At 71.9% G+C, this 10,155-nt stretch carries 11 protein-coding genes and 1 pseudogene; 5 read left to right on the top strand and 7 right to left on the bottom strand.

Annotated elements, in window-relative coordinates; all coding sequences use genetic code 11:
* The 3 genes and pseudogenes from IE321_RS30920 to IE321_RS30910 all read left to right on the top strand — a co-directional run.
* Positions 1-220: pseudogene (locus IE321_RS30920) on the top strand (hypothetical protein); the annotation flags it as partial.
* 153 nt (positions 221-373) lie between these two features.
* Positions 374-2,524, top strand: a complete 2,151-nt coding sequence (locus IE321_RS30915) for a hypothetical protein (protein ID WP_190225311.1) — start codon at positions 374-376, stop codon at positions 2,522-2,524.
* A 73-nt stretch (positions 2,525-2,597) separates the two neighbouring features.
* Positions 2,598-3,281, top strand: coding sequence for a GDSL-type esterase/lipase family protein (locus IE321_RS30910; RefSeq protein ID WP_190225310.1), 684 nt, complete (start codon positions 2,598-2,600; stop codon positions 3,279-3,281).
* A gap of 6 nt (positions 3,282-3,287) precedes the next feature.
* Here IE321_RS30910 and IE321_RS30905 read toward each other — a convergent pair whose 3' ends face one another.
* Positions 3,288-3,995, bottom strand: coding sequence for a PH domain-containing protein (locus IE321_RS30905; protein ID WP_190225309.1), 708 nt, complete (start codon positions 3,993-3,995; stop codon positions 3,288-3,290).
* An 81-nt stretch (positions 3,996-4,076) separates the two neighbouring features.
* Entirely contained in the window at positions 4,077-4,496 is a 420-nt protein-coding gene (locus tag IE321_RS30900) for a carboxymuconolactone decarboxylase family protein (protein WP_190225308.1), read from the bottom strand.
* A 257-nt stretch (positions 4,497-4,753) separates the two neighbouring features.
* On the opposite strand from IE321_RS30900, the gene IE321_RS30890 reads away from it, so the two are divergent.
* Positions 4,754-5,200, top strand: a complete 447-nt coding sequence (locus tag IE321_RS30890; protein ID WP_190225312.1) for a MarR family winged helix-turn-helix transcriptional regulator — start codon at positions 4,754-4,756, stop codon at positions 5,198-5,200.
* Between the two features lie 22 nt (positions 5,201-5,222).
* Here IE321_RS30890 and IE321_RS30885 read toward each other — a convergent pair whose 3' ends face one another.
* Positions 5,223-6,212 (bottom strand): aldo/keto reductase, encoded by a 990-nt coding sequence (locus IE321_RS30885; RefSeq protein WP_190225307.1) that lies wholly within the window; start codon positions 6,210-6,212, stop codon positions 5,223-5,225.
* Between the two features lie 162 nt (positions 6,213-6,374).
* A complete protein-coding gene (thpR, locus tag IE321_RS30880; protein ID WP_190225306.1) occupies positions 6,375-6,959 on the bottom strand; it encodes an RNA 2',3'-cyclic phosphodiesterase in 585 nt (194 codons plus the stop codon).
* Positions 6,960-6,993: 34 nt separating this feature from the next.
* Between thpR and IE321_RS30875 the strand changes: the two genes are divergently transcribed.
* Positions 6,994-7,506, top strand: coding sequence for a GNAT family N-acetyltransferase (locus tag IE321_RS30875; protein WP_190225305.1), 513 nt, complete (start codon positions 6,994-6,996; stop codon positions 7,504-7,506).
* A gap of 94 nt (positions 7,507-7,600) precedes the next feature.
* On the opposite strand, the gene IE321_RS30870 is transcribed toward IE321_RS30875, so the two are convergent.
* The 3 genes from IE321_RS30870 to IE321_RS30860 form a co-directional block, all read right to left on the bottom strand.
* On the bottom strand, positions 7,601-8,149 hold the full coding sequence (locus IE321_RS30870) for a lamin tail domain-containing protein (protein WP_051842406.1): 549 nt from the start codon (positions 8,147-8,149) through the stop codon (positions 7,601-7,603).
* A gap of 143 nt (positions 8,150-8,292) precedes the next feature.
* Complete coding sequence (locus IE321_RS30865; protein ID WP_190225304.1) at positions 8,293-9,648, bottom strand: MFS transporter; 1,356 nt, start codon at positions 9,646-9,648, stop codon at positions 8,293-8,295.
* Between the two features lie 26 nt (positions 9,649-9,674).
* Positions 9,675-10,118 carry a MarR family winged helix-turn-helix transcriptional regulator gene (locus IE321_RS30860; protein WP_043226797.1) on the bottom strand — a complete coding sequence of 148 codons (444 nt, stop codon included), beginning with the start codon at positions 10,116-10,118 and terminating at the stop codon, positions 9,675-9,677.
* Positions 10,119-10,155 lie beyond the last annotated feature (37 nt).

Genomic DNA, 10,155 nt, shown 5'->3' with positions numbered 1-10,155 from the left:
CACCTTCACCGCCCGCCGCCAGATCGGCGGCGGCTGGCAGAAGTACACCCAGATCATCCCCGCCGGAAAGAACCCCTGGCACCCCGTGACCGACATCCTCGCCGTCGGCCCCACCGGCTCCGCGCGCTACCACGGCAACGACAGCACCACCCGCCCCTTCTCGCGACCCGTCCCCCTGCCCGTGCGCACCGACTCCACCACCTACAAGAGCTTCTTCTGACGAGCTCGCGCACGGTGATCAGCGGTGCGGTGGCGGCACACCGCGCCTGAACGCGAGGTGTCGCCCCGTACAACCTTCCGGGCGGGCGGCGGGTCTGTGGGGTGTGGCGTTCGGCGCCGCACCCGCTCTTCCCTCGTCCGAGGAGGCCCCGCCTTGTCCCGTGCCAGCGCCCACGCCCGCAATCTCCGCGTCCGCCCGTCCCGGCTCCGGCTGACCGCCGCCCTGGCCGTCACCCTCGCCGCGACGACCGCCGCCACCGTGGCGGGGCCGGGCGTCGCCTCGGCGGCCCCGGCCGCCGCTTCGCAGGCGGCGGGCGCGGAGGCTGCGTTGCCGGTGCTCACCTCCATGGACCGCGTCGACAACGTCGGTTCCACCGGCTTCCTCACCTCCCAGTACTACGACGCCACCTGGACCCGGTACGACGGCACCACCGTCACGTTCCCCGGCGACAGCAACGGGACCCATCACTCGGGTGCCGCCGAGAGCGACATCGTGGTGGCGAGCAAGGGCACCCGCCACACCCTCCACGACATGGCCAAGGGCGGCGATCCCGTCGTCATCGACAGCCCGTACGCCCTGCGCACGGTCAACGGCTCGACGCTCGTGATGGTCGACGAGGCCACCAACACCCTGCACCTGGTCGGCCGGGGGCCGGACGGCCGGACCGTCGACCGCAAGGTGACGGGGCTGCCGGCCGGCAAGCTCTGGGTCGCCGCCGACACGGCTCCCGGGACGGTGGCCGTCCAGCTGGCCGCCGCCGACTTCTCCTCGTACCGCCTCGCCGTGATCGACGCCTCCACGGCCGCCACCATCCGGACGTACGAGCTGGGTGACTACGCCCGCGACGTCCAGGTGACACCCGATCACGTCGCCTGGAAGACCTCCGACGACAGGACGAAGGCCGTCGACCGGCACACCGGGGCGTCCGAAGTCCTTTCCGGCTCGGCCACGTTCGCCTTCGGCGACGACTGGGTCGCGGTCGAGGACTCCACCCGGCTCACCTTCCGGTCACGGAAGGACGGCCACACGGTCGAGCCGTTCCGCTTCGCGAACCAGGTCACGCCCGGCCCCGACGGCACCCTCATCGTGCGCGGCGGCACCGCGGCCGACGGCTGGGGCGTCTTCCGCGTCGCCCTCGGCGCGGACGGCGAGCCAAAGGTGACCATGGTGGCGGACGTCCCCGACGGCCAGGAGCTCACCCTGAGGAGCGTGTCGGTACCGAGCCGGACCAGCGGCTACACGCGGTTCAGCTGGGACATCAGCGAGGAGGAGGCGTACGTCGACTTCGAGCTGACCCACACCGCCACCGGCCGGAAGACCAGCGTCCACAACGAGTACCAGCCGTTCCTCACCTGGGACGGCGGCCTGGACAAGTACTTCTCCGGCTACAACGGCACCTACACGTGGAAGATGACCGCCGGTTCGGAGGCCCGCTTCGGACCTGCCGTCGTCCGGACGGGCACCCTCACCATGGCCCGCCCCACGCAGCCGCGCGACTTCAACGACAACGGTGACGCCGACGCGCTCGTCCGCGACGGCTCCGGCAGGCTCACCGCCTACGCGATGCACGAGTTGACGGCCATGCGGACCGACCTGGAGTGCCACGAGACGGACTGCCAGCCCCTCGCCAAGCCGAACAACCCGGAGCTCCTCGGCACCGGCGGGTGGAACACGTACACCCTGCTGGCCTCCCCGGGGAACCTGGCCGGCGGAGCGGCCGACGACATCATCGCGCGGGACCGGGACGGCGTGCTCTGGATGTACCAGAGCGAGAAGCAGAAGCTGCTGCCCCGCACGAAGATCGGCGGCGGCTGGCAGATCTACGACAAGATCGTGGGCGGCTCGGACCTCAACGGCGACGGCCGCGGCGACCTCCTCGCCACCGACACCGGCGGCGTCCTGTGGCTCTACACCTCCACGGGTGACGCCAAGGCCCCCTTCAAGGCCCGCAAGAAGATCGGCGCCGGCTGGGGCCAGTACAACCTCCTGACCGCGCCCGGGAACATCGCCGGCGCCACCGGCGGCGACCTCCTCGCCCGCGACAAGGACGGCGTCCTCTGGCTCTACCTCGGCAAGGGCGACGGCACCTTCACCGCCCGCCGCCAGATCGGCGGCGGCTGGCAGAAGTACACCCAGATCGTTCCCGCCGGAAAGAACCCCTGGCACCCCGTGACCGACATCCTCGCCGTCGGCCCCTCCGGCTCCGCGCGCTACCACGGCAACGACAGCACCACCCGCCCCTACGGGAAGGCCGTCCCCATCCCCCTGCGCACCGACTCCACCACCTACAAGACCTTCTTCTAGGCCCCGTTCCTCCTCCCCGCCCGTGTCCCGCGTCACGTCGCAGGTCACGGGCGGGGTCCGGGATGATGGGAGCATGCGTTTTCTGTTCGTCGGCGACAGCATGACCATCGGACGCGCCGGCGACTGGACCTGGCGTTACCGCATGTGGGAGCACCTGGAGAGGGTGCTGCCCGGCGGGTACGAGATCGTCGGGCCCCGGGACGGGCTGTACGTGCCCGAGGGGGAGCCGGGCGATCCGGCGGGGTACGCCGATCCCGCGTTCCCGGCCGCCGCCCGCCGGCACCTGGCCGGGTGGGGCGAGGGGTGGCTGCACATGGCCCCGGTCATCGGGGAGGCCGTCGCCGCGGCCCGCGCCGACGTGCTGCTGGTCTCGCTCGGCCTGATCGACCTGGGCTTCTACACCAACAGCGGGCAGACCGAGGAGAACGTGCGGGCGTTCGTGACCGCCGCCCGGGCCGCGAACCCGGGGATCCGGGCCGTGCTGCTGCCCGTGATCCCCAACATCCGCGCCACCTACGACGCCGCCTTCGCCGCCGAGTGCGCCCGCTTCAACGAGCTGCTGGCGAAGGCGGTCGCCGATCTCGACACGGCCGCCTCGCCGCTGCTGCTCGCGTCGGTGCCGGACGGCTACGAGCTGCGGACGGACACGTACGACGGCACGCATCCGGGTCCGAGCGGCGAGCACAGGCTGGCCGCCGCCTTCGCCGGCGCGATGCACCAGGCGTGGGGGTACGGCGGGCCCTACCGCCCGCGCTGACCGCCGTCACCGCCCGTCGTCGCCGGCACCGAACAGGCTGCCGCCCAGCCAGACCGCCAGGAAGACCAGCACCGGCCCGATGAGGATCCACTCGGGGCCGAGGAAGACGTTGTCCGTGAGCAGCAGGACGACGAAGAGGACCGTGAAGGCGAGCACCGAGAACATCGACCAGCTCATGGCCCTGAGCAGGTTGATCTCGCGGGCGGAGCGGCGGTCTATGCGCCGGGCCGCCGCCGCGTCCTCGGTCCAGTCCTCGCCGCGCAGCCGCTGCCAGGCGGCGCGCAGGGCCTCGATCTCCCGCTCCACGTGGACGTGGTGGTCGTCCAGGTAGTAGAGCTGGACGCGGCGGCCGTCGCGCCCGTAGGCGTACGAGATCACCTGCGGCTGGCCCTGGCCCATGGCGGCCGAGGGGTTGGGCACGGCGCGGATGTCCTGGACGTCCGCCCAGGCGATCCGCCGCTGCCGGAAGAAGCCGCGGACGCGGATGCCCTGGCGGTCGGCGGTGGTCGAGAGCTTGCGGGCGGCGTAGGCGATCCAGCCGACGAAGCCGAGGACCGCCCAGGTGACGAGCCACTTCACCCAGCCGGGGATGGACTCCTCGCTGTAGAGCGGGATCAGCGCGGCCGGGAGGCCGAGTCCCGCCGCGATGTACACGGCGGTCATCTTGCCCGGCTTGATCCGGTAGGTGCGGGGCAGGGAGGAACTCGCGGTCATGGCTTCCCCGTTCGATCGTTGAACGATCCGATACGAGCAGGTTAGGACTCAACCGCCGCCCCATGGAAGGGAGTTCGGGAATCAGGCCACCCGGGCGAGCCGGTTGGCGAAGGTGGACAGGGTGTAGGTGCCGACGCCGAGGACGACCTCCAGGGCGTTCTGACGGGTGTAGCCGGCGGCCTCGAAGGCGGCCAGCTCGGCGTCCGACACCGCGCCGGAGGAGGCGAGCACCTGGAGGGTGAAGGCCCGTACTGCGTCGAGCCGTTCGGCGGAGGGGGCGGGGCCGAGGGCGGCGTACTTCGCCTCGTGGATGTCGACACAGAGGTGGCACTGGTTGCGGGTGGCGACGGTGAGGATCACGGTCTCGCGGGAGTGCGGGTCGAGGGTGGTCGACTCGAAGATCCCGGAGAGGGTGAGGAAGGCGTCGAGGACCTGCGGGGCCTGGGCCTTGAGGACGGCGGCGGCGTCGGTGGTACGGGTGGCGAGAGCGGTGCGCGGCATGACGGTTCCCCTCGGCGCGACGTAAGGTGGACAACATGGTTGACCATGTCGATGGAGAAAACGTAAACCAGGTTGTCGATTCGGGCAAGGGGGTGTCCGGTACTCCCGGGGTTCCGGGTGCTCCGGGCGTTCCTGGTGCTCCCGGGGTTCCGGGTGCTCCCGGCGTTCCGGGCGCTCCCGGCGTTCCGGGCGCTCCCGGCACCCCGGGCGTTCCCGGCGCTCCCGCCGCCCCGCGGCCCGACTCCCCCGGTTACGAGCTGCCCCTGCTCCTCTTCGGCGGCTTCCGCACCCTCATCGACCGGCTGCACGCCAGGCTCGCCACCGAGGGCCACCCCGACATGCGCCCCGCCCACGGCTTCGCCATGCAGGCCATCGGCGTCCGGGGCGCCACCGCCAGCGAGATCGGACGGCGGCTCGGCGTCTCCAAGCAGGCCGCCGGGAAGACCGTCGACCGGCTCCTCGCCCTCGGATACGCGGAACGCGCCGACGATCCCGCCGACGCGCGCCGCAAACTCGTCCACCTCACCCCGCGCGGCTACGACGCCCTGGCCCGCTCCGCCGCCGGCTTCGACGAGCTGCGGGCCGAGTGGTGCGCCGCCCTCGGCACCGACCGCGTCCGCGCCCTGGAGGCGGACCTGCGGAACGTCGTCCCCGAGGAGACGGCGTTCCGCCTCGACGCCACCAGCTGGCTCGGCGGCGCGTAGCCCGTACGGGAGGACCGGCCGCCTACCAGGCGAACGCCTCCGGGGACGGGCCCGGGCCCGGGAAGATGGCGTCCAGCTCGGCCAGCAGCTCCTCCGACAGCTCCAGTTCGAGCGCGCGCAGCGCGCCCGCCAGCTGCTCCGGGGTGCGCGGGCCGACGATCGGGCCGGTCACGCCGGGGCGGGTGAGCAGCCAGGCCAGGCCCACCTCGCCGGGGGCGAGGCCGTGCTTGTCGAGCAGGTCCTCGTAGGCCTGGAACTGCTCGCGCTTCGCCGGGTCGGCCAGCGTCTGGGCCGCGCGGCCCTCGGTGCGGCGCCTGCCCTCGGTCTCCTTCTTCAGGACGCCGCCGAGCAGACCGCCGTGCAGCGGCGACCAGGGGATGACCCCGAGGCCGTACTCGCGCGCGGCCGGGATGACCTCCATCTCGGCGCGGCGCTCGAAGAGGTTGTAGAGGCACTGCTCGCTGACCAGGCCGACCATGCCGCGGCGGGCGGCGGTCTCGTTGGCCTGGGCGATCTTGTAGCCGGGGAAGTTGGACGATCCCGCGTAGAGGATCTTGCCCTGGCCGATCAGGACGTCGATCGCCTGCCACACCTCGTCGAAGGGGGTGGCGCGGTCGACGTGGTGGAACTGGTAGACGTCGATGTGGTCGGTGCCGAGCCGCTTGAGACTGGCGTCCACGGCGCGGCGGATGTTGAGCGCGGAGATCTTGTCGTGGTTCGGCCAGGCCTCGCCGTCGGGACCCATGTTCCCGTAGACCTTGGTGGCGAGGACGGTCTTGTCGCGCCGGCCGTCGCCCTTCGCGAACCAGGAGCCGATGATCTCCTCGGTGCGGCCCTTCTCCGCGCCCCAGCCGTAGACGTTGGCCGTGTCGAAGAAGTTCAGGCCGGCGTCGAGCGCCGCGTCCATGATCGTGTGACTGGTGGCCTCGTCGGTCTGCGGGCCGAAGTTCATCGTGCCGAGGACGAGGCGGCTGACCTTGAGTCCGGTGCGTCCGAGCTGCGTGTACTCCATGGGTCACAAGCCAACGCGTTGGAGCGCACTCGAAGCAAGGGCGTACCGGAGGGGCGGGCGGTGCTACTGGCCGACCACCGAGGCCACCGCGATGATCGCGAACATCAGTACGAGCACGCCGGCCATGATCTGGTTACGAGTCTTCGGATCCACCCTTCGAGGTTAACCCGACCCGTCCCGCCGCCCCTCCAGGGGCCAGACCTCCACCGTCTCGTAGCGGGGCCCCTCCCCCGGCACCCCGCTCACCGGAAGGTTCGAGCGGACCAGGGCCAGCCCGCCCACCTCCCAGCGGGTGCCCTCGAAGCCGTCGAGCGCGGCCACGAAGGGCGCCAGGGGGGCGCCCTCGCCGCGGGCCCGGGCGATCGTCAGATGGGCCTGGTAGCGGCGGTGCTCCTCCATCGGGATCCCCGTCCGGCGGGCCGCCGCGTCGGCGCGCTCGGCCAGCAGCCGCAGCGCGTCCAGCTCGCCGGCGGCCCCGGTCCACAGGGCGCGGCGGCCGAAGTGCCCGCCGCCGTGCAGCCGCAGTCCGAAGGGCGGGGTGCGGTGGGCGGCGCGGGCCAGCCGGGTGCGCAGCTCCGGCAGCAGGGCGTCCTCGACCTCCCCCATGAAGGCGAGCGTGAAGTGCCAGCCGGGGCGCGAGGTCCAGCGCAGGGCCTCCGCGCCGGGCAGGGCGTGCAGCGCGTCGACGGCGGCGCCCAGCTCGGCGAGCGGCCCGGCGGGCGGCAGGACGGCGGCGAAAAGCCTCATGCCCGCCAGTGTGGCAGCGGATAGCCTCGGTCGGATGGACAACGCGATCAAGATCAGGCGGGGCGGGTCCGCGGACCTGCCGGCCGTCCTCGGGATACTCGACAGCGCCGTGGTCTGGCTCAACGGCAAGGGGATCACCGCCCAGTGGGGCACCGATCCCTTCACCACCCGGCCGAAGACCGTGGAGCACGTGGGGCAGGTGATGGGCGAGGGCGACCCGTGGATCGCCGAGGTCGACGGCGTCCCGGCCGGCACCCTCACGCTGACCCCGCACCCCGGCACGTACGTCGAGCCGGCCGGGGAGCCGGAGCGGTACGTCCGCTACCTCGCCACCGACGGGCGGTTCCACGGCCTCGGGGTCGGCGCGGCCCTGCTCGCCCACGCGGCGGAGGAGACCCGCCGCGCGGGCGTCTCGCTGCTCCGCGTGGACTGCTTCGCGGGCAGCGAGGGCCGGCTCGTCGCGTACTACGAACGGCAGGGCTTCACCCGCACCGACCCCTTCACGGTCGGGGACTGGCCGGGCCAGGTCCTGGAGATGCGGGTGTGACGGGGGCGTGAGGCCCCGGCCGGGAGGACGACTCGGCCGGGGACGGCTCAGCCGGGGACGGCTCAGCCGGGAGACGACTCGGCCGGGGAACGGCTCAGCTGTGGAAGGTGATGAAGCCGTTGCCGTCGCGGTCGTTCGCGGCCTTGGTGTAGGCGTGCGTGTCCGCGGCGGCGCCGCCGGGCTTGATCAGCTTGATCGTGTCCCGGTCGTTGTTCCAGATGAAGTTGCAGTTGTTGCGGTAGGCGACGTTGCCCGCGTCGGACTCGGTGCCCCGCCCGCCGCGCAGCTTCACGTGGTCGCCGGGCTCCAGGTAGTGGTTCAGGCGGAAGGTGTAGCTGTTGCCGACCGCGTCCTTCACGACGTAGCCCTTGAGGTTCATCCGGGCGGTCCGCGAGAAGTTCTTGATCGTCACGAACTCGGCCTTGGTGTTGCCGGTCGTGCAGCTGTTGCTGTCCCGGCCCGGGGCGTCGTACTGGACGCCGGCGATCTTCAGGTTCGAGGGGTACTCGGTGGCCTGGGCCGGGGTCGCGACGAGGACGGTGGCGAGGGCGCCGGCGCCGAGGGCCGCGGCTATGACGGGACGGATGGTGCGGGTACGCAAAGGAACCCCCCTTTGTGGTGCCTGTGATTGACGGCTCAACATACACAGGATCACCACATCCCGTTGGCCTTACGTTCATTTCGGGACAGGGGCCGGACAGGAGCGGGACAGGGGTGGGGACACGGGAAGGGGCGGGCGGGAGTCGGTGACTCCCACCCGCCCCTTCCCGCCCGGGACCCGGAGGGTCAGGCGGCCGTCGCCAGGCGCCGCGGGGCGACGCGCGGCACGAAGCGGACGGACGGGTGGCCGTGGCGCCAGGCCATGGCGACCTTCAGGTTGCCGATCCGGGCCAGGACGAGACCGATGACGGCCGCCGCGGCGAGCGAGACCAGACCGCCGGTCGCGAAGCCGACGCGGGCGCCGTACGTGTCCGTGACCCAGCCCAGCAGGGGCGCGCCGATCGGCGTGCCGCCCGCGAAGACCATCATGTAGAGGCTCATCACCCGGCCGCGCATGGCCGGATCCGTCGCCATCTGGACGGCGGAGTTCGCGGTGATGTTCACCGTGAGGCCGATCATGCCGATCGGGACGAGCAGGAGCGCGAAGAGCCAGAACGACGGCGAGAGCGCCGCCATGATCTCCAGGACGCCGAAGACGCCCGCGGCGATCACCAGCATCCGCAGCCGGGTCGTGCCGCGGCGGGCCGCGAGCAGGGCGCCCGCGAGGGAGCCGGCCGCCATCAGCGTGTTGAGGAAGCCGTAGGTGCCGGCGCCGACGTGGAAGACCTCCTCGGAGAAGGCGGTCAGCCAGATCGGGAAGTTGAAGCCGAAGGTGCCGATGAAGCCGACGAGGGCGATCGGCCAGATCAGGTCCGGGCGGCCCGCCACGTACCGCAGGCCCTCCCGCAGCTGTCCCTTGCCGCGCGGGGCGCGCTCGACCTTGTGCAGCTCGCTCGTGCGCATCAGCCACAGGGCGGCCAGCGGCGCGAGGAAGGAGAGGCCGTTGATGAGGAAGGCCCAGCCGCTGCCCACGCCGGCGATCAGGACGCCGGCGACGGCGGGGCCGACGAGCCGGGCGGACTGGAAGTTCGCCGAGTTGAGCGAGACGGCGTTGCGGAGCTGGTCGGGGCCGACCATCTCGGAGACGAAGGACTGCCGGGCCGGGTTGTCGACGACCGTCACCATGCCGAGGAGGAAGGCGATCAGGTAGACGTGCCAGACCTGCACCTGCCCGGAGAGGGTGAGCGCGGCGAGCGCGAGCCCGCACAGGCCGAGCGCGGCCTGGCTGACGAGCAGCAGGCGCCGTTTCGGGTAGCGGTCGGCGATGACCCCGCCGTACAGGCCGAAGAGGAGCATCGGCAGGAACTGCAGGGCCGTGGTGATGCCGACGGCGGCGGCCGAGCCGGTGAGGCTCAGGACCAGCCAGTCCTGGGTGATCCGGGCCATCCACGTACCGGTGTTGGAGACGATCGCCCCGGTGAAGAACAGCCGGTAGTTCCGGATCGAGAGCGAGGAGAAGGTTCCCCTGCGGGCCTTCCCACCCCCTCGGGTAGTCGCGGGTTTATGGACGGGGGCGGAGTCTGCTCCGGGTCCCGTGCTCAAAGTGCGTCGCCTCCTTGGCGCTCGGTTCACAGATGGGCGAGCTTCTCCAGGACAGGAGCGGCCGCGCGCAGTACGGCCCACTCGTCCTCGTCCAGGCCCTCGGCGAGGGAGGCCAGCCAGGCGTTCCGCTTGCGGCGGGCGTCCTCGAGCATGGCCTCGGCCCGCTCGGTCTGGCTGACCACCTTCTGCCGGCGGTCGTCGGGGTGCGGCTCCAGCCTGACCAGTCCCTTGGCTTCGAGCAGGGCGACGATGCGGGTCATCGACGGCGGCTGTACGTGCTCCTTGCGGGCCAGCTCACCGGGGGTGGCGGAGCCGCAGAGGGCCAGGGTGCCGAGCACCGACATCTCGGTCGGGCTCAGCGATTCGTCGACGCGCTGGTGCTTGAGGCGCCGGCTCAGCCGCATGACGGACGAGCGGATCGCGTTCACGGCCGCGGCGTCGTCGGCGGTGCCGTGGGACAGATCAGGCATGTAGTTAGCCTAACTCATTACTCTCGCTAAAGACCAC

Source organism: Streptomyces hydrogenans (genome assembly GCF_014656075.1).
GTDB lineage: Bacteria > Actinomycetota > Actinomycetes > Streptomycetales > Streptomycetaceae > Streptomyces > Streptomyces hydrogenans.
The sequence above is the reverse complement of the archived record's forward strand: the minus strand, read 5'-3'. Positions and strand labels throughout refer to the sequence as shown.

Bases quoted from the DNA above. Each gene is read 5' to 3' on its own strand.
- IE321_RS30860 (WP_043226797.1), bottom strand. From the start codon at position 10,118: ATGCCTGATCTGTCCCACGGCACCGCCGACGACGCCGCGGCCGTGAAC.
- IE321_RS30900 (WP_190225308.1), bottom strand. From the start codon at position 4,496: ATGCCGCGCACCGCTCTCGCCACCCGTACCACCGACGCCGCCGCCGTC.
- IE321_RS30875 (WP_190225305.1), top strand. From the start codon at position 6,994: ATGGACAACGCGATCAAGATCAGGCGGGGCGGGTCCGCGGACCTGCCG.
- IE321_RS30910 (WP_190225310.1), top strand. From the start codon at position 2,598: ATGCGTTTTCTGTTCGTCGGCGACAGCATGACCATCGGACGCGCCGGC.
- IE321_RS30870 (WP_051842406.1), bottom strand. From the start codon at position 8,149: ATGTTGAGCCGTCAATCACAGGCACCACAAAGGGGGGTTCCTTTGCGT.
- thpR (WP_190225306.1), bottom strand. From the start codon at position 6,959: ATGAGGCTTTTCGCCGCCGTCCTGCCGCCCGCCGGGCCGCTCGCCGAG.
- IE321_RS30885 (WP_190225307.1), bottom strand. From the start codon at position 6,212: ATGGAGTACACGCAGCTCGGACGCACCGGACTCAAGGTCAGCCGCCTC.
- IE321_RS30905 (WP_190225309.1), bottom strand. From the start codon at position 3,995: ATGACCGCGAGTTCCTCCCTGCCCCGCACCTACCGGATCAAGCCGGGC.